At 42.7% G+C, this 25,771-nt stretch carries 22 protein-coding genes, 1 pseudogene and 1 riboswitch; of the genes and pseudogenes, 4 read left to right on the forward strand and 19 right to left on the reverse strand.

Annotated elements, in window-relative coordinates:
• Positions 1-17: 17 nt before the first annotated feature.
• Both DEAC_RS15305 and DEAC_RS15310 read right to left on the reverse strand, forming a co-directional pair.
• On the reverse strand, positions 18-1,211 hold the full coding sequence (locus DEAC_RS15305; RefSeq protein WP_047810957.1) for a hypothetical protein: 1,194 nt from the start codon (positions 1,209-1,211) through the stop codon (positions 18-20).
• A gap of 912 nt (positions 1,212-2,123) precedes the next feature.
• Positions 2,124-2,933, reverse strand: coding sequence for a hypothetical protein (locus DEAC_RS15310; protein WP_053006462.1), 810 nt, complete (start codon positions 2,931-2,933; stop codon positions 2,124-2,126).
• 76 nt (positions 2,934-3,009) lie between these two features.
• On the opposite strand from DEAC_RS15310, the gene DEAC_RS15315 reads away from it, so the two are divergent.
• Entirely contained in the window at positions 3,010-4,245 is a 1,236-nt protein-coding gene (locus DEAC_RS15315) for a hypothetical protein (RefSeq protein WP_047810958.1), read from the forward strand.
• 69 nt (positions 4,246-4,314) lie between these two features.
• On the opposite strand, the gene bzaB is transcribed toward DEAC_RS15315, so the two are convergent.
• From bzaB to DEAC_RS15395, 17 genes and pseudogenes are all read right to left on the reverse strand, one after another.
• Positions 4,315-5,595 carry a B12 lower ligand biosynthesis ThiC-like protein BzaB gene (bzaB, locus tag DEAC_RS15320; protein ID WP_047811062.1) on the reverse strand — a complete coding sequence of 427 codons (1,281 nt, stop codon included), beginning with the start codon at positions 5,593-5,595 and terminating at the stop codon, positions 4,315-4,317.
• Positions 5,596-5,614: 19 nt separating this feature from the next.
• Positions 5,615-6,913 (reverse strand): phosphomethylpyrimidine synthase ThiC, encoded by a 1,299-nt coding sequence (gene thiC, locus DEAC_RS15325; RefSeq protein ID WP_047811063.1) that lies wholly within the window; start codon positions 6,911-6,913, stop codon positions 5,615-5,617.
• Between the two features lie 60 nt (positions 6,914-6,973).
• Positions 6,974-8,374, reverse strand: coding sequence for an amidophosphoribosyltransferase (gene purF, locus DEAC_RS15330; RefSeq protein ID WP_047810959.1), 1,401 nt, complete (start codon positions 8,372-8,374; stop codon positions 6,974-6,976).
• A gap of 125 nt (positions 8,375-8,499) precedes the next feature.
• A riboswitch (cobalamin riboswitch) is annotated at positions 8,500-8,672 on the reverse strand.
• Positions 8,672-9,205, reverse strand: a pseudogene (locus tag DEAC_RS22830) (Rpn family recombination-promoting nuclease/putative transposase); the annotation flags it as partial. (Overlaps the previous riboswitch by 1 nt.)
• 66 nt (positions 9,206-9,271) lie before the next feature.
• Positions 9,272-10,750: a UbiD family decarboxylase gene (locus DEAC_RS15340; RefSeq protein ID WP_047810960.1), complete on the reverse strand. Its 1,479-nt coding sequence runs from the start codon at positions 10,748-10,750 to the stop codon at positions 9,272-9,274.
• Positions 10,751-11,061: 311 nt separating this feature from the next.
• The gene (locus tag DEAC_RS15345) at positions 11,062-11,322 is read right to left on the reverse strand and encodes a hypothetical protein (RefSeq protein ID WP_047810961.1); all 261 of its coding nucleotides are present in this window, start codon (positions 11,320-11,322) and stop codon (positions 11,062-11,064) included.
• 288 nt (positions 11,323-11,610) lie between these two features.
• Positions 11,611-12,177, reverse strand: a complete 567-nt coding sequence (locus tag DEAC_RS15350) for a UbiX family flavin prenyltransferase (protein WP_047810962.1) — start codon at positions 12,175-12,177, stop codon at positions 11,611-11,613.
• 123 nt (positions 12,178-12,300) lie between these two features.
• Entirely contained in the window at positions 12,301-12,525 is a 225-nt protein-coding gene (locus tag DEAC_RS24235) for a non-oxidative hydroxyarylic acid decarboxylases subunit D (RefSeq protein WP_047810963.1), read from the reverse strand.
• Positions 12,526-12,529: 4 nt separating this feature from the next.
• The gene (locus DEAC_RS24710) at positions 12,530-13,012 is read right to left on the reverse strand and encodes a hypothetical protein (protein WP_345788176.1); all 483 of its coding nucleotides are present in this window, start codon (positions 13,010-13,012) and stop codon (positions 12,530-12,532) included.
• On the reverse strand, positions 13,013-13,963 hold the full coding sequence (locus DEAC_RS15360) for a UbiD family decarboxylase (RefSeq protein WP_345788177.1): 951 nt from the start codon (positions 13,961-13,963) through the stop codon (positions 13,013-13,015).
• Between the two features lie 252 nt (positions 13,964-14,215).
• Positions 14,216-14,860 carry an acetate uptake transporter family protein gene (locus DEAC_RS15365; RefSeq protein ID WP_047810964.1) on the reverse strand — a complete coding sequence of 215 codons (645 nt, stop codon included), beginning with the start codon at positions 14,858-14,860 and terminating at the stop codon, positions 14,216-14,218.
• Positions 14,861-15,057: 197 nt separating this feature from the next.
• Positions 15,058-16,812 carry an acyl-CoA dehydrogenase family protein gene (locus DEAC_RS15370; protein WP_047810965.1) on the reverse strand — a complete coding sequence of 585 codons (1,755 nt, stop codon included), beginning with the start codon at positions 16,810-16,812 and terminating at the stop codon, positions 15,058-15,060.
• A 29-nt stretch (positions 16,813-16,841) separates the two neighbouring features.
• A complete protein-coding gene (locus DEAC_RS15375; protein WP_047810966.1) occupies positions 16,842-17,621 on the reverse strand; it encodes an enoyl-CoA hydratase/isomerase family protein in 780 nt (259 codons plus the stop codon).
• A gap of 49 nt (positions 17,622-17,670) precedes the next feature.
• Complete coding sequence (locus DEAC_RS15380; protein WP_047810967.1) at positions 17,671-18,534, reverse strand: 3-hydroxyacyl-CoA dehydrogenase family protein; 864 nt, start codon at positions 18,532-18,534, stop codon at positions 17,671-17,673.
• 60 nt (positions 18,535-18,594) lie between these two features.
• Positions 18,595-19,911 carry a CaiB/BaiF CoA transferase family protein gene (locus DEAC_RS15385; protein WP_047810968.1) on the reverse strand — a complete coding sequence of 439 codons (1,317 nt, stop codon included), beginning with the start codon at positions 19,909-19,911 and terminating at the stop codon, positions 18,595-18,597.
• A gap of 60 nt (positions 19,912-19,971) precedes the next feature.
• Positions 19,972-21,174, reverse strand: coding sequence for a thiolase family protein (locus DEAC_RS15390; RefSeq protein WP_047810969.1), 1,203 nt, complete (start codon positions 21,172-21,174; stop codon positions 19,972-19,974).
• 499 nt (positions 21,175-21,673) lie between these two features.
• A complete protein-coding gene (locus DEAC_RS15395; RefSeq protein WP_047810970.1) occupies positions 21,674-23,788 on the reverse strand; it encodes a sigma-54-dependent Fis family transcriptional regulator in 2,115 nt (704 codons plus the stop codon).
• Positions 23,789-24,204: 416 nt separating this feature from the next.
• Between DEAC_RS15395 and yedE the strand changes: the two genes are divergently transcribed.
• The 3 genes from yedE to DEAC_RS15410 are packed head-to-tail and all read left to right on the forward strand — an operon-like array spanning position 24,205 to position 25,742.
• Positions 24,205-25,293 carry a YedE family putative selenium transporter gene (gene yedE / locus DEAC_RS15400; RefSeq protein ID WP_047810971.1) on the forward strand — a complete coding sequence of 363 codons (1,089 nt, stop codon included), beginning with the start codon at positions 24,205-24,207 and terminating at the stop codon, positions 25,291-25,293.
• Positions 25,271-25,498 (forward strand): sulfurtransferase TusA family protein, encoded by a 228-nt coding sequence (locus DEAC_RS15405; protein ID WP_345788178.1) that lies wholly within the window; start codon positions 25,271-25,273, stop codon positions 25,496-25,498. The genes yedE and DEAC_RS15405 overlap by 23 nt, the downstream gene beginning before the upstream one ends.
• Positions 25,499-25,502: 4 nt before the next feature.
• The gene (locus tag DEAC_RS15410) at positions 25,503-25,742 is read left to right on the forward strand and encodes a putative Se/S carrier protein (RefSeq protein WP_047810973.1); all 240 of its coding nucleotides are present in this window, start codon (positions 25,503-25,505) and stop codon (positions 25,740-25,742) included.
• The last annotated feature ends 29 nt before the right edge of the window (positions 25,743-25,771 follow it).

Below are 25,771 nucleotides of genomic sequence, written 5' to 3' on the forward strand. Positions count from 1 at the left end.
AATAACCCCCGCTTTAACTACTTGAGAATTTTAGCTGCCACTTGATAATTGACAATTTCTTGCGGTATATACCTGCCCTCAGCCAGTATCGAACTGAGGCTTGACTCTTCAGTTAGCCCTATTAGAGAAAGAAACTCAGAGAGCGGGCCGCTAACCCCTCTTTGATCCAGAGATCTCGGCAATTCGACCGACTCTGCAAGTTCCAGCATTAGGCGGTACAAATAGGAAAATGGTTTGATATCCAGGGAGGGGTTGGCATCTCTGGTACGAAAAAACAAACGAATACCTTCCCAGTCCAGATCACCAAAATACAGAAACCTTGGCTGGCACTGGCCGACGACGAGGGCACTGCCTTCGCACGAGTTGCCCTTCTTATCAGCCTCAACAGAGATTGCAGGCCGAATGCTGACGCCGTCCTTCGCACATTCGTCACAAGACGCGCCCTCTGTCGTCGGTTTAGCTGCGCTAATGCCGGCAGAAATTTTTTTCTTCTGCCCGCCCAACATGGTAACCTTGTATTCTTCCAAGGCACCTTTCTTGGTAATCTTGTTTCCTTCTCCATAGAGAAGAACATTGACTTCCGTTCCTGCAATGTTACTTTTTCCGCTTGTTTGCATGAGCTTGCGCAAGGTAAACCAAGTGTCTTTATTCTCGATCACTAATACAGTTGTTAACTCACCCGGCTGATGATGATATTCAAAAAAAGGTTCCGGAGTATCATAAAAGTTTAGAAATGTCTCTTCTAAGCGATTAAACTTAAGCACTTCTTTTACTAAGGCCAAATGTTCATCTAATAACTTTTCCCGGCCCCAGACCGAAAATGATCGTTCCTTGCGGGACATAGGCTGTTCTAATAATTCCCGGGCAAACCACAAATACCTGCTGAGACCCTCAACGATCTCCAGGTGTTTTTTATATAATTCCGGGCGTTGCAAATAACCAGCAATGTTTAAAAGCGGATTAAGACGACGAACCGACTCCAGGTAAGCAGAAAAATCTTCTTGCGGTTTGATAATTCGATATCTATTAAAAAGCGGCGGTATACGTCCATTTGTTTTCGAGGATTTCACCGCAACCAGAACGCCGCTCTCGACGAACTTTTCGACTTGAGTATGGAATAATTCGTAATCCGATTCTTGAGCTATCCGCTGCAATTCCTGATCAGAAATCGTTTGCTTGGAATGCAGAAATATTTTTTCGAGCAATTCCATAATTTAACCTCTTAGCGTGTTCAGATCTGCTAGATTCTTTTCTTTACCAAGATAAATATACCTTTTTCCTCTAGCATTGACAATGACAAAGCCGTTGAAAACCGGATAAAAAACTAGGACTTACCCACTCCTAGAAAGCAGATAAGCCCTTTGTTTTTATCCAGTCAGAAAGGGATTTATGTTAAGGAAAAGCCCATTTCTCCTGAAGAAGAATGTATGTTGTGTTTTACCAGTTAATAATCCTCGACAAGAAGCCTCTTTCACTCTAATTAGTTTTTACTTCGTCTAGAAAATTCCCTCGGTGGATCGTTACAATATAGAAATTTTATATGGCAGCTTTCCGTAACGAACATGTATTCCTTATATAAGTATAACCATTATTTTGTATACTATACATTTTTCTCGCCTCATGAGGTTAATATAACTGGTTGGGATACTTGTCCTGGAAATAAATTATCTTGTCAAATCAGATATTCTGTGATAGAATTATTTTTTTAAAGGAGGTGTGTTATTTGAGTAAGAAACAAATTAATATGATTCAAGAAATTCTTGCTTCAGTAGGGCTTGAATCTTTAAAAGCTTCTGAGCCAAAAAGTGCCCGCAAAAAAATCTCCTAAAAAGGGGCGTAATGAAAAATGATGCTAATTTCATATAACCAAACCTTAAGTGAGTGAAAACGAGTTCCTGATTAAAAATTAGGAGCTCGTTTTTTATTTATAGGGCGTGTCAGGGGGACGGTCCTTTTGACACAAATATTAAATCGTTAATCTGAACTCACTGAGCATTTTGATTCCATCCCAGTTTGCATTAATTAACCCGCCAAGTTGCGACGCAATTCTTCTTCTATTACTTTATTCAACACTGGATCTTGCATAGCAATCTCCTTCTAGGTCTTGAAATAATCAAGGGTCTCTAGATGACGCTGATTTCTTGAACCATCTTACTTTGCTTTTCAGATACTTCTCGATAGATCTCTAACACGGCTTTATTCATAACTGCTCCAAAATAGGCCGTGATCATTGAACCGAGCACGATACCGTTAAAACCCGACCGTGTTAAAAAGCATATAAATATCCCTGCAATAGAAAATAGAAAGCCAAAAGAAAAACCCATCCTAAAGCTTAATCCTAAATTATTTAATAAGAAACTTATTCCAAGTTTGAAATTGTCTTTTAGGCTTACATGATCGACAACGATAGAGTACTGAACATAAACAAAAACAACAGTGACCAGACTAAAATATGCAAATTCCTTTTTTATCAAGGCCAAGAGAGTGGGAATAACCTTCAAGAGAGCGAGGATAAAGAACTTGAACCATAAGCGGTTGCCCTCAATGAAAAAGTCTTTGCAGTTTACCCTTTTGCGACCGGCTTGGCTAATAACGGCTAAATAACCACTATCCAAAAAGCTTGTGACAAGAACAACCGATAGAAGAAGCAACATGTTTGTCAGGTTGATTTGAGTGATAACTCCTCGAAAAGTACCTGTATTATACTGAAAGATTAGGGAAGGAAAGTCTTCCAAGATATACCTAATACTTGGCGGGGCTGATATAAACCCCAACTTCAGGCTGAATAGTTTGGTAACCGGCATATATTCCCAATGAAAAATTCTTTCAAAAAAATAAAGTTCTCCAATATCTAAAATGACGGGCAGCAAAATAATCCAGATGACCTTGTGAATAGCATTAAACTGTTCCCCTAGTTTCTCAGTAATAGCCATTACTCTGCTCCTTTAAACAACCTAATTTGTGATATAATTAATTATACCAGATTTTGGAGGGAGCATCAGTCAGCATATGAAGAAATACTTGATGGCCTTATTTACACTGATCGTCTTATTGGCTACTGTAATTACGCAAATTTCCGAATATAAGGCACTTCCCAAGCCCACCTTTCGGGAACCTTTTCTGGAATTTACTTCTGCAAAATTCGGTCAAATTAAAAACATTGTTTGGCTTAATAATTACGTTGCAGCGGATAACGCACTCTTAGTATTAGCAACAAAACTGAAAGATAACATCAGCTATTCTTATTTATCCTATTTAAATGCAGCTACGGGTGAGAGTACACTCTTGGCAGAATTCCCCACTCATCGGTACCTTGGAAACGTTATTTTATTCACCAACTCTTTCTCGGGTTATAGCATCATTACAGCATCCAGAGACGGCATTGTTAAAACAACTCTTACCAAAGATAATAACCGTAATTTGCATGCCGATCAGGGGTTCATACCTATTAAAGATTTTGACGAAGCCACTAGTATGGATTTCAAAGGTAATCTATATTACTCTAAAGCAAATGATAATTTATTGTATGTGAAAATTTTTGAGCAAGAGACCTTCCCCTTTTTTACACCAACTGATCAACCGGACCGTGATATGACTTTCCTCCGAAAACCCTATCAAATAGTCAATGCTAACACCTTAGACCATACCCTTACCTATACCTCACTGACTCCAAAAGGGCTTGACCTTTACTCCATGGGTTTTGCCGGTGTGCCCTTAACCTTCAATAATCAACCTCTTATTCGCAATGTTGTTGAGGCACAAGGGATCGAGGATGGATATGGTTTTATAGGTATGAAACTTAACCCTAACCCTTCTAGGTCCTCTGATAAGCGAACCTTAAATATTTTTATGGTTAGAAGAAATAATTCCATTAACCATCATCCACTTGAAATGGACACTATTCCTTTAAACACCGATCCTTTAGGCGCTCTGCCTGCTATATCCTCAACGACCTTCAATGAGGATTATTCATTAGTCTATACCAGTTACGATGAAGGCCATAAAGGAAAGCTTACCATATGCAATTATCAACAGAAACCCAAAGTTATCCTTGAAGATGAGAATCTTTTTGGTCCGGTCAGCATTACCAGAAAAAGCATCTCTGATCCCGCAATTCCTTCAGCAAAGGGTCAAAGCAGAAACAAATATATACTTTACTTCACCTCAGAGAGAAATTTAGTGCATGTAAAGATCTGTGACGAACAAGGGAAGCTTGTTAAGGATCTTACGGATTCCTTCGAGTAACTCCCCATTCGTCCCATCACCCGACAATTGTTCAGAACTCTGAAAAATGACGCGGTGTTTTTGACCTCTTTACGCAATCCCAAAATATTCAGCGGCGACCTGGGCGGCACATCCGCTTCCGCAGACAGCACAACCGTGATCACCATTATCCGTTACCGCTGCAGCTTTCAGTGGTTCAGGATAAAGAGATGCCTTAATCTGCCTGTCCATATTCAAGGCCACACGAGCCTTAGCCATTTCCAAATCCCTGGCCCAGGCCTGTTTATTGCCCTTGGCGATATCAGCAATATGAGCCGCCATTCTGGTCGTGATTACACCGGTTCTGACATCTTCTTCAGTCGGCAGTCCCAGGTGTTCGGCGGGAGTCAGATAACATAGGAAATCAGCACCGCAGGCCCCGATGAGTGCTCCCCCGATCGCCCCGCTGATATGATCATAACCGGGAGTCACATCGGTCGCCAAAGTGCCCAAAATATAATAGGGAGCGTTATTACACAGCCTTTTCTGCACGCGCATCGTTGCGTCGACATGGTTAAGCGGAACATGGCCCGGTCCTTCCACCATAACCTGAACACCGGCTTCCTGGGCCCGCCTGGTAAGTTCCCCTTGAATAATCATGCCCTGAAGCTGCGCACCGTCCAGCGAATCAGCAAGACAGCCGGGACGGATGGCATCGCCAAGGCTTAAGGTAACGTCATAGGCCTTCAAAATTTCCAGCACCCGGTCGAATTTTTCATACAGAGGATTTTCTTTCTGATTATGCAGCATCCAGCCAGTAAGGAAAGCGCCGCCCCGGCTGACCACGTCGGTTACCCGTCCGGTCGTCCTCATTCTTTTGATGACATCCATATTCAGAGCACAATGAATTGCCATAAAATCCAGGCCATCTGCCGCTTGTCTTTCAATGACCTCAAAAATATCTTCCTCTCTCATGTTAACAACACTGCCGTATTTTTCAATCGCTTCAATGCCTGCCTGATAAATCATTGTGCTGCCCACAGCGACATGAGCCAGAGACAAAGACTGTTTCCTCATGCCATCAATATCTTTTCCCGTACTCAAGTCCATAAAACTGTCACAGCCGGCCTCTTCGGCAATCGCCAGCTTGCGGGCTTCCATTTCCATGTCATCCAAAGAGCTGGAGGTACCAATCAGGGCATTCACCTTAATCCGTAAACCTTCTCCAATCCCGCAATATTTAAATTCCTTCCGATTTTTATTTCTGGGAATGACGATTCTCCCCTCTGCAACTCCCAGTCGGATAAACTCCACATCAAGATTCTCATCAGCTGCTACGGCTTCCATTTCCTCAGTAATGATTCCTGCGCGTGCTTTTAAAACCTGAGTCATCATATTCACCTTTCCCTTCTTAACAGCTCTGTTTAGCTGTGTTCAGATACTTCGCAACGATTTCCATAGCACAATACTTTCCGCACATGGCACAAGCCGTAGACTTCTCCCGATTGCGAGTGTTTCTGATCTCTTCGGCTCTATGGGGATCAAGGGCCAGTTCCATCTGCCTCTTCCAGTCCAGTTTCTTTCGGGCCATAGACATTTCCAAATCCCATTGATTGGCTCCTTTCAACCCTTTGCCTAAGTCACCGGCATGAGCTGCAATCCGGGCAGCGATGACTCCCTCCCGCACCTGAGCAACACTGGGCACGCCAATATGTTCAGCTGGGGTAACATAACAAAGAAATTCCGCCCCGGCCCAGGCACTAAGAGCTCCCCCGATAGCCGCATTAATATGGTCATAACCGGCAGCAATATCCGTCAGCAACGGTCCAAACACAAAATACGGTGCTCCCTTGCAAAGGCTCTTTTGTAACGTAACCGTCGCCTTCACATGATCAAGAGGCATATGCCCAGGTCCTTTAATCATGATTTGGACCCCTGCTTCCCTGGCCCTCCTGACCAGTTCTCCTAAAATAACCAATTCATGAACCTGGGCTCCATCCAAAGAATCAGCCAGACAACCAGGTCGCATCCCATCAGCCAGACTGAGAGTTACGTTATATTTCCTGGCAATTTCCAATACCCGATCAAATTGTTCATAAAGAGGATTTTCACATTGATTGGCAATCATCCAGCCGATTAAGTGAGTACCTCCGTAACTTACCAAGGGATCAAGGCGTCCTTCTTTCTTAGCCCGTTCCACAACCTCCATAGTCGTTGCACAGTGCAAAGCCAGGAAATCAACACCATCGGCTGCATGTCTCTCAATGACCTCAAACATTTCCTCGACATCCATTTTTACAGTCGAACCGTACTTTTTCCCAGCTTCGGCTATTGCCTGATAAACAGGCAGTGTTCCAACCGGCACGAAAGCAGAATTTAAGGTTTCTTTACGCATGGTATCAATATCGCCGCTGACACTCAGATCCATGAGAGCATTCGTACCTGCTGCCAATGCCGTTTTGACCTTTTCAATTTCTTCGCTTATGATAGCTTCACTGCCGTAAAGACCGATACTGGCACTGACCTTAGTCCGCAGTCCCTTCCCAATACCTACAGGAACAAGAGTCTTGTGGTTGATATTACCAGGGATGACAATAGTTCCTTCAGCAACTCCCTGCCTGATAAATTCCGGTGCAACGTTCTCGCAAGCCGCCACCTGCTTCATTTCAGGTGTTATTATTCCTTCACGCGCTTTTGTTAATAAACTCATCATTATCTTCCTCATCCTCCCGATAATATATAATGATTTTCTTTGAATCCCGTTGCATCTCTAACCAGTTTCCTGTTTAAAAACAGGAACGTGATATACCCCATCAAAACACGCCGTGCAAAGCTCTTCAGACCGCTGCAGGACTTGAAGCATTCCTGGCAGACTAAGGTAATGAAGGCTGTCCGCTCCAATCTGAAGCCTAACTTCTTCAACAGTCCGCTGCGCAGCTGCAAGCTCATCAACGGACGGAATATCGATACCGTAATAACAAGGAAAGCGTAAGGGCGGAGACGCTGCCAGAAAATGCACTTCTTTAGCGCCTGCTTCTCTGAACATTTGGATAATTTGGCGGCTGGTGGTTCCCCGAACAAGGGAATCGTCCACAATAACTACCCTTTGCCCTCGAATCACATCGCCAAGAACATTAAATTTCAGCTTGACAGCCAGTTCTCGTTCCGTTTGTTCAGGTTTAATAAACGTCCTTCCCATGTACCTGTTTCTAATCAAACCTTCTCGGAAAGGCAGGCCAAGCTGCTCGGAGTATCCCATAGCCATTGCCGTACCAGACTCGGGAATGGCTATGACTTCGTCCCCAGCCACCGGATGCTCTCTGGCCAACTCTCTGCCAAGATCTCTGCGGACTGAATTCACAGTTCTGCCATCCAGTACACTGTCCGAACGTGCTAAATAAATGTATTCAAACACGCAAAAGCATTGGCGTCGTCTCGAACAGTTTTGGATAAACTCAATCCCCGCTTCGTTGATTATCACACCCTCGCCGGGATTAATCTCCCGAATCACTTCGCCGTTTGCAGCCTCAATAGCGCACGTTTCCGAAGCTATCATATAACCAACTTCGGAATTTTTCATTTTACCCAAGCATAAGGGGCGCATCCCATGGGGGTCTCGCAAGCCGATTAGACTGTTTTCTGTCAGCATGATCAGTGAGTAGGAACCTGATATGTCATTCAGATAGCGTTCCAAGAGTTTCTTAAGCGGGAGATTCCTGTAATGTTCTATAAAACTCAAAAAAACTGCACTGTCTAACTTGAGTGATTTAGTTGCTCCCGCTGGTGCCAACCTCTTGTTTAATTGACTTGCATTGGTTATGTTGCCATTATGAGCTACTGCGATACTGCCCCGTTCATCCTTATAAACCAAAGGTTGAGCGTTTGCTTCCGAACTATCACAGCTGGTTGAATATCTCACATGTCCAATGGCGGCATTTCCCTTTAAGTTTTCAATAAGATCCTTATTAAAAACTTCTGTAACCAAGCCCATTTTCTTATGTAATCTAAGTTCCTTCCCATCGGAAACGGCTATCCCTGCGCTTTCCTCTCCTCGATGCTGCAGTGCAATAAGTCCATAATAAGTTTTCAGAGCAACACTCTTACCTGGAGCGTAAATACCGAAAACACCACACTCGTCACGGGGTTTGTCATGAAGTTCCCACGGAAACATTCTTTTCGCCTCCCTCGAAATCAGTCACCCTTCAAATTAGCAGCGTTTAAAACAAAAAATCCGCAACTCACTAAGAGCGCGGATTTTTCCATCATCCTCACCTAAATCGACTTAAACACGAAGCCGACAGATAGAATTTACAGGCAGGTCTCCTGACTCTGGTTCATAGCTTCCTTGCCCCCTTCCTCCCTATAGAGTGGTTGCGGCAATAGCTCCCCATTACAGTGGCGGGTCCGTCCGGGACTTACACCCGGTTCCCTATTCTCCCTCATTGGGCACCTGTAAAAATATGTTTATTTACAGTTGATAATACTTAAGAAAACAGAATCTGTCAAGTACAAACTTACACCGAGCTAAATATTCTTCACGGATTTTGGGGTCATCGCTTGATCTTTCCCACTCTTCTATTGCCTTATTCAACACTGGGTCTTGCACAGCAATCTCCTCCAAAGTATTAAATATTTCCTCGTCCTCGGAACCTTCTAACAAAAATAACCATCTCACTAATCCGTCTTCCCTTGGGCTTATAAGTTATTCTCTCCATTTTACAAGAAGTTTAGGCAGTTCCATGAAATGGATTTCCAGAGCATCGGAAAGTTCAAATCCCTCATCCTTTTCGAAAAGGCGAAATACGCTATGATAATTTCTAGTCTCTCTTACAAAGTTAAAATCCAAAATATTGATCGTTATTGTTTTAGCTAACTCCTTATAACCCATCCCTTCCTGCATTTGGAGGGCGTACATTTTGGCCCAGTAATATAGTGTCCTCCGTTCCATGTCATGTTTGTTTGCCAGCTGAATTTCGATATTAATTTGAATTCCTTCGTCGGTAACGGCATAAACTTAGCCGTACTATAGCTGATTTTGAATTAGATTCCTGAAAAACGATTTATGAAGCTATTTTATATACTCCGCCCATTTATTTTCATCAATGTCCATGAATTTTGCTCTCGTAAAATGCTGCTTCTGATCAAAAGGAACAGTACAGTCAAAGATTGCCTTGCAGGCGATGCCAACATCGCGGATGCTTGATGAAAATTCAGGTGTACTTGAAGGATCTAATGGATGACAGCGAACCCCTGGAATAAAGATGGCATCTTCATTGCCCTGAAATCTCGTGGTCATTGCCCACATGACGTCATTCATATCAAATATATCAACATCTTCATCAACCAAAAAGACATGTTTAAGTTCACTAAAGGCTGAGAAAGCGAGGAGAGCAGCCTGTCTCTGACGTCCTTCATCACTTTGAACGCTCTTTTTAAACTGGATAATAATAACGTATTTACCATTTCCGCAGGGCGGAGCATAGACATTCTGTAATCTGCCAGGCATCGCACGGTCAATCATTTGAAAGATACTTGCTTCCGTAGGAATGCCTGCCATAGATCGATGTTCCTCGCTCGGTCCGATACAAGATTGCATTATTGGATTAACACGATGAGTCACTGCTTTAACTTTAATGACAGGAACATCCTTGGCCTCACCTGTATATCCTGGGAATTCCGGCATCGCCTTTCCTGTATTGGTGTTTTGGTCCTCTCTCACCGTAACATTAGGAAGCAGTTCACCTTCAATGACATATTCTGCATTGGCAATACAATTTTCATTAATTGTAAGACATTTTGTCAATTCCACGGGGCTATTACGCAGTGCTCCAGCAATATCCAGTTCATTAAAACCAAGAGGTGTTGTAGGCGGCTCAAAGCAGGAAGCGATTTCAATAGCCGGATCTACACCAATGCTTATGGAGATTGGCAGTGGTTTGCCCATCGCTTCTGCTTTTTCACGAAAAACACCTAAATGGCGGGCACCGGGAGTAAAGAACATGCTTATTTCATCTTTAGACTGTATGCAAAGGCGATGAATTGTAATATCGCTATCCCCATTCTCAGGATCGCTTGCATAACACATACCCAAGGTAATATAAGGGCCGGCATCCTCTTCAGTATTAGTAGGTGCAGGCACTAACTTTCTCAAATCAAAACCCGGCTCATCAGCATAATGAATAACTTCTTGACACTTTGCATCGTTTTTGTCAATGACAATCGGCGGTATAGGATTTTTTACTGCCATCATCAAATGATAGCCTAATTTTTTCGGGTCCGCATCCAGAAGCAATCCAACACGTTTTCTGCTGGCTAATAGGCCAATAGCTACTCGAGCATTATCGAACCCCTTGATGTTATTAAAAATCATCGCAGGGCCTTCTTTTGTGGGTCTCATTACAGTTCCACCTGAACCTACATGGCGATAAACTCCTGATAACTCAGCATGGGGATCAACTTCGATATCTGTCTCAATGAGCTGTCCGGGAACGGTCTCCAATAGTTCTAAAGCCGATCTTAAATCATTAACCTGTTTTTTCCTCGACATTGATATTCCTCCCTTGTTATTTCTATTATATACCGCTTTTAAGTTCATTAAGAAAATAGCCCAATATCTGCAACTCAAAAATGTCTCTTCAAAAGATCAGAGCAAAGTATCCAGGATATGTAGATATATATAAATTCGAAAACGAAAGGTTTCACTTCCTTTCTCATATGACAAACCAGCTTCGTTTGCTTTCAAATGCTATTTTCTCGTCTCTGAGTCGACTTTGGAGAAGTGATGAACTGTACTGCTAAGTGAACTCGTTCAGCTAAAACTAACATCGGGGCTTCAGATACGATAATGTCCAGTGGACATTATTGCCGAGCCGCTTTTATCACCATTTTATATATTTTATTGTAATCCTCACCTATATTCTGTGGCAAAAGCGAGAACAAAAGCACTTTTAGCTCCGTTAGATTATTGGCTCTACATTTTTCGTACTGTTGTATCTCTTTCAACTCGTCATCAATATCCTCAATCAGTTCAGAACTATAGTTTGCACAACTTTCATTTTTCGGTTCTAAATTTCCTAATAATTCTTCCCGTCGCATTATAAGAATTTCCGAACGAGTCATTCAAATACTTCCTTTCTATACCTTGTTAAACTTAAGCAGTGATAACCTGTTCAAAAATTGTTTTTTTCAAAGATTAAATTTCAAATTTAATCTTTCTGCCATTCAATTTACGACACGTAAAATCCAAACTTTGTAATATTCGAATTAACTTAGCTTTCATAATAAAGAAAAGTATCTTAGACATTGCGTTCGTAGATACTTTTCTTCTATACGAATTGCGACACCAATGTTTTGAAATGAACTTTAATAAAATTGGTCGTAAACCGCGTAATCTGTCTGCAGGTTGATTTATTTTCCCTCGCCGGCCCAAGGCTTAAAACCACTGTGTTCAAGCCCAAACTGCCTTAATATCTTGCCAGTTATATGATTTATCTGATCGTGGATCGTCTGGGGATAATTGTAGAACGTCAAGACCGGTGGAATAATTGTACATCCCAAATCAGCTGCTGCAAGGAGGTTTTTTAAATGAATCCTGTTAAAAGGAGCTTCTCTTGGGACGAGAACAATACGACGGTTCTCCTTAAGGCATACATCGGCCGCCCTGACAAGTAAATTATCTGCATACCCCTGGACAACAGCGGACAGGGTCTTCATGCTGCAAGGAATAATAATCATGCCGTCAGTCGTAAAGGAACCACTGGCAATTGATGCTGCCATGTTTTTAACGTCATAATAATAATCGGCCATTGCTATTAACTCTTCCATTTTCCAATCAGTTTCAAGGCTTAACGTCTTCTGAGCTCCGTCCGATATTACCAAATGAGTCTCACACTCGGGTTGAGACTGAAGTGCCCTTAATAATTCAACCCCCAGTATAGCCCCGCTGGCTCCAGATATCCCAACGATTATCTTCATTATAATTACCTCCCTTCTCGGTTGATCTGGTTCCATAAGAAATATATCTATTTTAACCATCTTGTTTAGTAGTGGGGATACCTCTTCAACATTAACTAATAATGCTTCAAACAAACTATCAAGCTACTTCTTAAGGTTTGGTATAGGGGGTATTATCTCAAGTGACGGTATTTCCTCAGGTTTAATTTTAAATCTCTTATCATACTTAACAGGGTCTGTTATGTCCTCACTTTCAGTCGATCTCCAGGAGAAGTTGCATGTGTTGCAGCTATAGACTTCCCATACATTACCGACTGGAGATTGGACCATTAAGTCGACCGTGTCCGAATCACATCTTGGACAAATCATGTCATTACCTCCCTCCCATATTTCTGACAGTGTTTTTCAGATAGTTGGTCCAATAGTCAGTTTTTACGGGCACATCCAAAAGTTCGGTTTCTCTTCCTACATCTGGGGCAACCGGGGTAGTGGCATCGATTATAAGCTTGGTGTGCATCCCGGCCGGTTCTGATGATGGATCCAGCGGCATGCCAGGTGCCCATGGTATGAGGATCACGTCTTTGGAAGGCCGAACTCTGGTAGTTAAGGCCCACATGACCTGCGGCAGGTTAAATGGGTCAACAAATTCGTCCACAATGATGACTATTTTGGAATAGGGCATACCGTGGGGCGTTGACAAGAGCCTCATGGCCACGGCCTTGCCATATCCGCCTAACCGTGATTTAGTGGAGACAATTACCCCAATTCCGTGCGTGTACATGGCATTAACAGCTACTACTTCGGGAAAATACCCTTTTTGAGCTGCCTGTATAGGTGGAAATACTTGGATTGGCATTTAAAGGGCCATTAGATAATCAATCTCTGTCCAGGGCATGCCCAGATAGAGATTTTCAAATATGGGATTGGCTCTATGGGTAATGGTATGAATTTTGATCTCTGGCTGGAGTCTGGCTCCGGAATAACTACCCGGGAACTCGCCAAAAGGTCCTTCAATATGTCTTTCTCTGGGTATGATGTACCCTTCCAGGATTATTTCGCTGCGGGCAGGGATATCAAGGCCAGCCGCTTCACTTTTGGTAAGCTCGATTGGTTCTCCTTTCAGTGCTCCAGCAAAGGCATATTCCGATTGAACGTATTCAATTGGAGTACTGGCCATAAAGCTGAGAACGGGATCATTGCCCAGGCAAATCGCAATAGGCAGCGGTTGATTCAGTTCTTCCGCCTTCCTTAAATGAATTGCGATGTCATGGAAAGGCAACGGTTGAATACTCAGCCGGTCTTTTCCTTGGACTTGAATTCTGTATATCCCTACATTTTCTTTATCAACGTTGTCAGGCTCATCCAGATCTTTGCTGACGACTAAGGCTTTGGATAGATAGAACCCGCCATCAAATTTGTTAATACGAAACAGGGGAAGCAATTCAAAAAGGTTGATCCCCTCCGTGATTTTGATTTCTTTGCAGGGAGCATCCTTAACCCATACGGGTTTTACCGGATAGTCAGACCATAATTTATCGAGAGTAAAAAATTGATCCTGTATGGAGGTATTCTTAGGCAAGCCGAGCATGAGTGCATGGTTCTGCCACGAACCATGCACATTTAAAACCACACTGTTTTTATATCCAGTTACCTTTTCCACCAGCACAGCTGGGCCGTTATCCAAATTGGGAGCAGCCCTTCCTATGGCGCTTAAATCTGGTTCCGGCATAAGCTCTTCTTCTATTCTTACTAACTGGTTTTCTTGCTCCAAGAGGGCTAGAAATTCACGTAAATCTTTATAAGCCACACTATCACTTCTTTCAAGATCGATTATGAAATCAGTTTTCCCAAGAAACAAATCTTGAATATTAATTCAGAAATGCCGGGCAACGGGTTTCTACCCGTTGCCCCAAGCATAAGGGGGATTAAGGTTTTTGAGTTCGAACATTATACCGTGCGCATTAAAACAAACCTTTCTTATCACACATGTATTATTTACTCTGTGATCTGGAGAGGTACCCATTACCTTCCCGGTAACATCTTTAAGGGAACAAAGAAATTAGGCTCTCGGGACTCCAGTATTCCCTCTTTGCGTACTACCACTCAGAATTGGACCTGGATTAGGTATCACTTCCCTTTCAAAAGCCCAGTTTATACAAATGACACCAGACCACCAGAGGCCTAAACAACCGGCTATAAGAGATAGCCAGGCGGCAATAGGGGCACAAATAGCTGGAGAAACCCAATCTAATTTCATTAGAGTAATGAAAATCGATGAGGTAATCATAGCCATCATAATCAGATTCAAGTATAAAGGAGTGCGTTTGAAAAACGCCGGCGACCATAGTATTTGAGCAAGGGTCAGGCCAATCCATCCCCAGCCTTCAATTGTACCGTCAAATTTCAAACCAGCATGCCCGCCGAAATATTCCATCAGCATGGCAAGACCCGTTGCCAACATAAAATAGCCACTAAACCAGGTAAACAGGTTCCCTCCCAAAATATTATTAATGCGCAATTCAATGATTCCTACCACTATCTGAATAACAAAACCACCTAACAGCCACATGGCGAATATTGGCAGGCAGGTTGGTGCCACTCTTCCAGAAAGAAGGGCAAAAAACATGATTAAAGTTGTTCCTAACGCAACTAAACCGGCTGGACTAGGGTTGGCAAATGCTGAATCTTGGTGTTCGCCTGACATAAAATCTCTCCTCCCAATAATAACGTTTGGCCTAAAATTAACTAGTAGTCGTCTGAGGGCATCACTTGACTCTGTTCCCTCTAAGCGCTGCTTATTTTTTAAGGCAATACCACTCAATCCCCCAAGATATGCCAGTTGTTGCGAGCAATCCACCTTTATCCAGCCAAGTATCGATAAGACATCGCTTCAATCCCCTATTAAACTACATACTTACCCGCTTCCGAAACAGCTGAAGCGATCTCTTGTCTCAGCGCTATAATATTCCGAGGAATATAGCGGTGTAACTTCGAAAGATTATCCAGATCGTTTGCTAGTTCTTGACCATCAGTCAATGTTGACAATACTTCTTTTGCAGACTTAACCAACATCTCTATGTTGGAATAAATATAGACTGTGGCCATAATCCGTTTTAGTCTGGCGCCGGCTTCACCATCCGCAGCTATAGCTTTTTGGGCTCGCAGCCAGGCGCTTTCCATGGCAAACGTATACATGGCGATATCAGCTAAGCGGCCAATAATTTCTTGGTGCTTCAGTATTCCTGCCTCATATTTTTCAATACCCACTCCCAGAGTAAATAACAGAATATCCTTGGCAGCCTGAATCATCTGCTCTTCGTCTTTTCGAATTAAAACTCCATTGGCAACAAGCGCCTTAACCTTTTCTATAGCGGGCTGTAAGAGAATATCGCCTTTCAGGCCCCGACGAACCAGGGTATTTAAGGTCACAGTTCGGTTAACTTCATTGGTTCCCTCGAAAATACGGTAAATACGACAGTCCCGGTAAAGCCTTTCAATCGGATATTCTGAAGTGAAACCGTATCCTCCGTGGATTTGGACTCCTTCATCCATCACAAAGCCTTGGATTTCAGTAGCTAGAACCTTATTTATAGAACATTCCATGGCATACTCTTCGATGCCTTTGGCCGCAACCTGCCCCCCGTTCGGACCAGAAAGATCTAAGCTATGAAGGATATTGCTCAACAGACCTCCAGTACGATAAACCATGCTTTCCACAACATAAGTTCTAATGTTCATTTCCGCCAATTTCTCTTTAATCATTCCCATTTCGGCAATAGGTTTGTTAAACTGTCGGCGATCATTGGCGTAAGTGGCAGAAAGTTCCAGGGCATACTTATTATTACCCACCACATTAGCAGCCGTTTTATAGCGTCCCATGTTTAGGATATTAAACGCAATGACATGCCCTTTTCCGATTTCATAGAGTACATTTTCAACCGGAACCTTTACGTCCTCCAAAATAAGGCTGCTGGTATTTGAACTCTTAATGCCCATCTTGTGTTCTTCAGGTCCCGTTGACAGGCCTTCCGAATCTCTTTCGACAATAAAACAAGTAAATTTTTCCCGGTCAATCTTGGCAAAAACCATGAATAGGTCGGCAATAGGTGCGTTGGTGATGAACTGTTTCGTGCCGTTCAGGATATAATGTTTGCCATCAGGACTTAATACCGCCCAAGTCTTGGCCGCCAGGGCATCTGATCCTGCACCAGGCTCAGTCAAGGCATAGGCTGAGACCGTTTCACCGGCTGCAATGCCTGGCAGATACTTCATCTTTTGTTCCTGAGTGCCAAAGAAGACAATTGGCAGACTGCCAATGCCCGTTTGAGCTCCATGAGTCATGGCAAAACCGCCAGACCAACCCATACACTCGGCTACAACGCTGGTGCTGATTTTATCCATCTCAAATCCGCCGTACTCTTCAGGAATATCGATTCCCAGCAGCCCTAACTCACCCGCTTCCAAAAGCAGCTGCTTGTTTAACCCTTCCTTTTTTGCTTCCATATCTTCGATAGTTGTCAGAATTCTATCTTTAACGAATCCTAGGGCGGTTCGAAAAATCATTTTATGCTCTTCAGCAAAATCCTCAGGAGTGAAAATATTGTTAGGGTCTGTTGGACCCAGGAGATAGCTCCCTCCTTTAGGCAGCTCCGACATAAATCTCCACCTCATTTTCCTTGAAATTTCTATTTGCCCGTATAGTTTGGCTTACGTTTTTCCAAAAATGCTCCCAGGCCTTCTTTGGCATCTTCACTAGCAAATGCAGTGATGAAGCATTGATTTTCATAATTTAAGGCCGAGCTGCTATCCAGATTAACCCCTGCCTGGATGGATTCCTTGGCCATCTTCATAGCTACAGAAGGTCTTACAGCCAATTTGGCGGCATAGTTCTGTGCCTCTTCCATTAAAACATCCACAGCGACTACTTTAGTAACAATGCCGAGTTTTTCTGCAGTCACCGCATCAATCATCTCGCCTCCATAAATCAATTCCTTGGCCCTGCCAACGCCGATTAGCCTCGGAAGACGTACGGTACCACCGCCGCCCGGTATGATCCCCAAACCGGTCTCGGGAAAAGCGATCTTTACGTTTTCAGCCGCAAAACGGAAGTCGCAAGCCAGTGCCAGCTCACATCCACCGCCAAAGGTTATCCCTGCAATCGCGGCTATAACCGGTTTTCCCAGGTTCTCTATTTTATCAAAAGTCTTTCTGGAGCCCATATTAAAGTTATAGACTTCCACCGGACTCAGATAAGCCATTTCTGAAACATCAGCACCGGCCGCAAAGGCCTTGGAGCCCGATCCGGTGATAATAAGGACTTTTATAGAATTGTCTTCCGCAATTTCGTCTACAGCATGGCCTAGTTCCTTGAAAAGTTGACTATTTAAAGGATTCATGGGCGGGCGGTTCAAAGTGATGGTAGCCACTCCATTTTCCTTAGCAAGCAGAATGGTCTCATAAGTCATGGGTCTTTCCCCTTTCAAATTGTGAGTTTCACTAGCCATTACGGCCAGATTATTTCTTTACTCTATCCGTATACCAGCCAGCGCCGGTTTTGTCTCCCAGGCGTCCGGCTCTTATCATACTCTTCAAAGCATGGGGAGCTTTCCATAGTTCTCTCCCGGTTTCAGCGTAGAAATAGTCCGTAACAAAGGCTGCAATATCAATTCCCGTCAAATCCATAAGTTCGAAGGGACCCATGGGATAATTCAGACCCATCTTCACTGCGGTGTCGATGTCTTGGGGTGTCGCAACGCCTTCATCCACTAAACGAATAGCCTCCAGGAACTGGGGCATCATACACCGATTTACGATAAAACCAGGAGTGTCTTTCTTTACTTCAACTGAGGTTTTACCTAAAGCCGATGCGAGATCAGCTGCTCTTTGCATCGTTTCATCACTAGTCATAGCTCCCCGGATAAGTTCACAAAGGCGCATTACCTGAGCCGGATTAAAGAAATGTGTTCCCAGGAATTTGTCAGGACGGCTGGTGGAAGCTGCAAGAGCAGTAATCGACATAGATGATGTATTTGATCCCATAATGACTTCTGGTCTCAGAATCTTGTCAACTTTGGCAAGGGCTGTTTTTTTGATATCTAGGTCTTCAATGATTGCTTCAATAAAGAAATCAACCTCAGCAAAGTCCTCCAGATTCGTGGTTTTAGTAATCCTGGCTAATATGGCCTCTTTATCTTCAGCCGTGATTTTGCCTTTCGTAATACTTTTGTCCATGAGTTTTGTCATTTTAGCAACCCCGGCTTCAACAAATTTCATGTCGACATCACACAAGACCACTTCAAATCCCTTTTGAGCGGCCAGGTGGGCTATTCCCCCGCCCATTGCTCCTGCTCCTAATACTCCAATTTTCTTTATAGTCATTTATAATTACCTCCTAATTTAAGCCTTTGCTCTGTTTTCAACTTATAACGTTTTAGAACGTTAAACCACGATGCCCTTTTCTTTTAAAACTGCAAGTTCACTATCGTTAAGGCCGGCCAAAGATTTTAAGATGACGTCACTATCTTGTCCTATACTAGGGCCTCCCCTCCAGATCTTCTGCGGAGTACCGCCCATTTTAGGAGCAAACCCAAAACCGGTTACTTCTTTACCCAAAGTTTCATCAACATAATTGACAAAATTGCCCCGAGCTTGGTAGTGTGCGCTATTTGCAAGATCCTGTACAGTCCTCGGAAGAGCACAGGCCACATTGAACTTACGTAAATGCTGGAATCCTTCTTCGGCTGTTCGCGCACCTACCCAATCCTCAATATATTTTTTAAATTCCTGTCCCTTAGGAGACTCAACTGCTTCCCGGGTGGCAGCGCAGACATGGTAAGGAAATCTCTTGGTATCAGTATCAATCGCTTGGACAAATTTATTGTAGGCAGGTTCTCCATAGCTGCCGATATAGAGATAATTGTCTTTTGCCTTATACAAGTCTCCGGGCTGGAATATACCGGTTGCATTACCGCGCCGCCCTCTGATCATTCCCAACAAGAAGTAATTTACGAAGGTGTCATTCAGGCCTTTACTCATAGCTTCGATTTGAGCGACGTCAATAACCTGGCCCTTGCCAGTTGCTTTTGCACTGATATAGGCCATTAAAATTCCATAAGTTGCCTGGTAGGCGGTTATATAATCATTGATAAAGACAGAACCGTAGATAGGAGGTCCATCGGGAAATCCGTTTAAATTCATCCACCCGCCTTCCAACTGGCCAATGGGGTCATAAGAACGCCGTGTGCTCCAGCCTTCAGCTTCGCCAAATTCCTTACGTCCAAAGCCGCTTATATGGCATATAACCAGCGATGGATTGACTTTAAGCAGTTCTTCATCGTTTATTCCTAACTTTTCAGTCCAGACAATATTCTCCAAATAGACATCAACTTGCTTAATCAAAGCAAGGAATGCTTCTTTCGCCTCTGGAACTCTCAAGTCCCAATTAAACGTTAAGCTTAGTTTGTTTCTCCCCTCTTGAATCCAGCCTGTGCTTATTTTCTTATCTAAAGGTACTTCCGAGTCAGCAACTGCGATTTTATCCTCTTTCAGCGTAACCACCGGTGATTGGAGGCGGTAGGGGTCTCCGCCGGGACGTTCGACATGAATAACTTCTGCCCCATTCTCTGCCAATAACGTCGCAGCAAACGGTGCAGCGACTATTGTTCCAGTCATTAAAACGCGCATCCCCGACAGTGCGCCAAACTTTGGAATAAAGGCCGGTGCTGGAATTCTCTCCATAGTCTCCCATTCAGCCATTTTATAATCCTCCCCACAACGTATTTCGCATCAACTCGCCTGGAGCTGCCTAAGCTATATTTAGTTCACTTTTACTACCAGAGATGCTCCTATATCACCTGCAGCACATCCGGTAAACGCGCCATAACCGCCCCCCTGTACGGCTAGAGCTTCAATAAGTTCTATAACCGCTCTGCCTGCGGTTGGTCCCTGAGGATGTCCATAAATCATGGAAGATCCATAGTTATTAACAATTTTCTGGTTTACACCAAGTTTCTTGGATAGGTTTACATCATTGACCACAAATGGGTTATGAGTCTTAATCTGTGATAGGTCGGCTGCTTTGAGCCCAGCATCTTTTAAGGCTAGTTCCAAAGCCGGAACTGGGGCAGCTGCCATACGACCTGCTCCTACCCTCGTTATGGCATAGGATAAGATCTGCACCGTTATATTCGGATCTTTGCTTATTTCTTGGGCTCTTTCTTTAGTTGTTACAATCGTGCCGCAGTTTCCATCGGCGGGATGAGTTTGACTGCCGAAAGTAAGTACCCCATTAGGCGTCACCGGTTTAAGCTTGGCCATCCCCTCTTTGGTGCTGGGCGTTACTCCCTCGTCTTCAGCAATTATTTGAATTTTTTTCTTGTTAAGGTGAGCTTCTAGAGGGAACATATAACGTTTTTGGAAGGCTCGGTCATTGGCCAGAGCATCCAGGTATTGTTCATATCTTAAAACTGCTATTTCATCACATTCTTCTCTAGTTATGCCTGCTTCTTTAGCGACTGCTTCGGCTGTTTGAAACATTGCCAATCCAGCGCCTGGTGATGGATCACGTTCAAAATTATCCAGAACAATGTTTTCTGTAGACACCGCACCGGTGAGAGGATCAGGGCAAACTAATAAGGGTGTACTCGAAGTGCGGTCAACCGAAAGAGCAAAAATTTCTCCATGGGAGTCTGTCTCAATATCCTTGGCTGCCAGCCCCAACGTCGTACATGAGGTCGCACATACTTGATTTATTTGCAAAGCCGGTATGTCTTTGCCCTGACGATCAAGAATAACTGCGGCGGAATAGGCATGTCCGTAAAAAGACAAAGGCTGAGCTGTCGTTATACCATAATAGAGAAAGTCTAATCCATTGGGGTCAATCTGTTTTTCGACAAACCAGCGTCTGGCGGTAGAAGCCCCCAAAATAACGGAATTATCGCCTTTTAACGAACCGTTCCAGCGAACAAATGGTGAAGAGAAGTATCCCCCATAAGGAATGTAAGCTTTCGTAAATTTCAATTTGATAACCTCCTTGTTTCATATTTTGTAAACCTGATGTTGAAATAAACCTCCTTCCATAAGCAACCTAGTCCCAAGTCCCCACTAAGCTGCTTACCATAGTTCATGAAATCAATCGGAATCGAACTATAATCAGGTTGATCAGTTATTAATGCAACAAAGATGCCAAAACTGAACTTTATAAATTTTCAATAATTTCAGCCTGCTATAAGGCTTGTTCAGTGAACTCGTTCAGCTAAAGCCGAACATTTGGGCTTCAGGCGGAGACTCTAGCCCACCTGAAGTTAACGAAGGACTCACCCCACTTACAAGAAAGTGAGGGTTATAAAAACTGGACAAAAATAAGGAAGAAATGACAAGAGCCATTCCTTCCTCCTGGTGCCGAAAATCACCGTTATAGTATTCTTTATTAATCAATTAACGACCAAATTACTTACAGTAAGCCCATTCAACTTGCGGTTCCATTTAGAACCAATTGGTGAATATCGTCACCATTTATCTATCTTTTCTGATTATTTACTGAATTCTGTTTTGATATTCCATACTTTGCAGCTTTTTTAACAATGGTGGAATGATCAACTTGGAGCAATTTTGCCATCTGCCTGGTTGTAAGATTCCCGCTATACGCTTTCTGTAGAAGCTGTTTCTCTAAACTTTCTATGGCATCCTGCAACGGAACAATTCCTGAAACAAGGACTCCTGATGGTTTTACTGAAGTTTGGTTAAAATAAGAAGGCAAATCTCTCCTGTTAATTAAATATCCAGTACTAGTCACCATTAGTCTCTCAATCAAGTTTTCTAATTCTCGAACATTTCCCAGCCAGTTATAATCCATTAATCTATCTATTACTTCCGAGGACACTCTTTTATTTTGGTCGTACTTTTTATTAAAAAGGTTGATGAAATGATTTATCAGAATCGGAATATCTTCCTTCCTTTCCCTTAAGGGAGGAACATGTATTGGCACTACATTTAGGCGATAATACAAATCTTCTCGAAATTCCTTTTTTCCCACTAAGTCCAAAAGGTTGCGATTGGTCCCAGCGATAAAGCGAACATCTATGGGGATAGATTTTTCACTGCCAACACGAGTAATTTCCTTATTCTGTATGACGCGCAAGAGTTTGACCTGCATATTAAACGGCAAATCTCCTATTTCATCAAGGAAAATAGTCCCCCCATTAGCCAATTGAAACTGGCCTGCCTTTCCCTGTTTTTTAGCACCGGTAAACGCCCCGTAGTCATATCCAAATAATTCTGATTCCAACAGGTTCTCTGGTATAGCGCCACAATTCACTTTAATGTAGGGCTCATTACAGCGGCTGCTGTTTTTATGAATAGTCTCAGCAATTAGTTCTTTTCCTGTACCTGTCTCCCCTGTGATCAGAATAGTAGAATCGTAATGTGCTAGTTTTACCACCATACCTAGAAGACTCTTCATCTTTTCTGATTTAAAAATAATTTTATCAGAACCGCTATACTGCAAGCGTAATGCGCGCAACTCACTTTCATAGTGTTGACTTAGGCCCTTAATTTCTTCAATTCTCTGTCGCAATTCATTTAATTCGGTTATATCCCGGACATTACATACTACTCGGTAAATATTCCCATGATCGTCAAAGCATAAATTGGCAGTTGTTAGATGAAGTCTGCCACTTTTATTGGTTTGGTGGGATATGGTAACCGATTCTTTCCTCTCCAGCGCAAGCTTAACTGCAGATTCCGAGACCAATCCTTCTTTCTCAAAATCAATCATGCTTCGTTCAAGTATGTCCTCTCTCTTAACGCCAGTAACTTTCTCGAAGGCTTCATTTGTTCGAAGCACTATTCCATTGCCATCAGCAACTAGTATTCCATCAAAGGAAGAATTTATAATCATATCCAGCTCGTTATTCAGGCTTTTATAGTGTTCTAATTCTTCGGCTATGTTATCCAATTCTGTCATATCCTGCAGAACCGCTACCGCCCCTATTATCTTACCATCTTTTTTAATGGGGAAACGATTCGTTAAAAACCAACGATTGAAAACCATAATCTTTTGGGCGAGTTCCACTTTACCCGATTTAACTACCTCTTCTAATCCGCTTTCGGGAGCAATATTTTTAACATGAAGCCTCTTTAACTCTTCGGCTGTCATACCCAGAAATCTTTGAAAGGCGTCGTTTGTAACTTCAACAAAACCGTTTCGATCCACAGCTATTATTAAATTGTGAATGGAATTAATAATTGCTTCAAGTTCATAGGAGATTTTCGTATAAGATCTGAAAAATTTGTTGCCAAGATCCTTATGAGTGATTATACCCATAATTTTCTTTTCATCCACAACCAATAAATATTCTAAAGCGGGATTAAGATAATCTTCAATCGTATCATCTGGATGCCCAATTACAACCCGATTGCTCATTATATCAGTTATCAAAGTAGATAAATTGCCTTTTTGGCTTACTAAATTTAAGATATGCCTATTGGTTAAAAGGCCTTCTATATTGCCTTTTTTATCGATCACCGGTGCGCAGTCCACATTTTTTTGTAACAATATAGCTGCCGCTTCTTGTACTGTAAGGTTGGTTTGTAATATTACAGGATCATGCATTTTTATTTCCCTAAGCTTCATAACACTACCTCACATTTAAATCAGACATACTAGATAAATTATATTCTTTGGAATCTTACATTAATATTTTACACTAGTATCTTTGTATTAGGTATAGGAGCTACTACATTCAATGAATGCCGGCCATTAGCGGCGTTACCTCCAAACTGTTGCAGCATAAACATTTATTGCTAATAATACTGTATTGTTATAAAGTTTTATCACCCTCATCGACAAAAAATTGATCAGGGATTCTCTCTCAATCAGCGAATTCGTTGCCCTATATTTGGATGAAATGGAATAATAATTGATCTTTTTACATTATAATACTATTATGATTATGTATCAGTTTATCGTTATGAATAAGGAGGGATACAAACGATTCAAGAATCAACATTTACATTCTAAACTCTGATTTTATGAAAGGAGGACAAATATTGGATAGTAAAAAAGGCATTATTTTTACAGGAGCAGTTATTGGGATACTGGCAGTTGTCCTGGTCCGTTTTGGTAATCCTGTGAACATGGGAATCTGCATTGCTTGCTTTATAAGAGACACTACGGGGGCTTTGGGCTTACATCGCGCAGCAGTTGTTCAATATATACGTCCGGAAATTATCGGGATTGTTTTAGGAGCTTTTCTGATCTCACTTGGAAAAAAGGAATTTGCTGTGCGCGGCGGCTCATCCCCGTTCATTCGCTTCATGCTTGGGTTTATCGTTATGATTGGAGCTTTGATGTTTTTAGGCTGTCCTCTCCGCATGGTCTTAAGACTGGGAGGCGGCGACCTCAATGCCTTGTTTGGTCTGGCCGGATTTGCAGCTGGAATTATTGTCGGCATTATTTTCTTGAAAAATGGCTTTAGTCTTAAACGAACATACAAACTCTCCCCACTGGAAGGCTTTCTATTTCCCCTGCTTAATGTCGGACTCTTTATCCTTCTTTTAACAGCACCTGCTTTTATCTTCTTTAGTACCAAAGGTCCAGGTGCCGGTCATGCCCCAGTATGGATTGCTCTTGCTGCAGGAGTAATTGTCGGAGTCTTAGTACAAAGAACCAGGTTATGCATGGTAGGCGGTATTCGAGATGCTATCCTTTTTAAAGATACTTATTTGATTTTGGGATTTATCTCCATCCTTGTTTTTGCCAGCTTGGGAAATTTATACTTCGGCTTTTACAAGCTCAGTTTTGCCGGTCAGTCAGTAGCCCATACTGATGGGCTGTGGAATTTTCTAGGCATGGCTCTGGCAGGCTGGGGTTCTGTTCTTCTGGGAGGATGCCCATTAAGGCAGCTTATCCTGGCTTCCGAAGGAAATATTGATTCCGTGATTACCGTTTTAGGGATGTCTGCCGGAGCGGCCTTTGCTCATAACTTTTCCCTTGCCGCCAGCGCTCAAGGCCCTTCCCCTAACGGAAAAATTGCGGTACTCATTGGTTTCGTTCTCTTACTTGTGATTGCTTCTTTCAACCTGGAAAGAGAGACCAAAGCAACTGTCCAAGGAGGTGTTAAGATTGGCGCAAGTTGATACAAGAGGAATGTCCTGTCCCCAACCGGTTCTAATGACCAAAAAGGCACTGGACATTAACTCAGCTGAAGTCACAGTTCTGGTTGATAGTAAAACAGCAAAATCAAATGTAGAACGATACTTGAATTTAACCGGCTACACAATTAATACTATCGAACTGGACAGCAAAACCCATACCTTTGAAATCTCGGCAAAGAAGCAATGAGCCTATGACTTACATTGTGCTCTTCTACACGAACTCTTCCGCCCTCAAATTTGCTAAATTCATACAAAGATTGAACTTTCAGGGGGAATTGATCCCTTTACCCCGTAAGCTGACTTCCAGTTGCGGCCTGGGAGTAAAATTCGAATTCACCCTGAATCTTGCCGAAATTATTTCTGACGAAATCGAGAAAATTTATGCTGTTGAAGGGAACCAATACCAATTGGTTTATCATGCTCAGGAGTGAACTTAATAACAATAAGGGCTTCGTACAAT

It is taken from the genome of Desulfosporosinus acididurans (assembly GCF_001029285.1).
Lineage (GTDB): Bacteria > Bacillota > Desulfitobacteriia > Desulfitobacteriales > Desulfitobacteriaceae > Desulfosporosinus > Desulfosporosinus acididurans.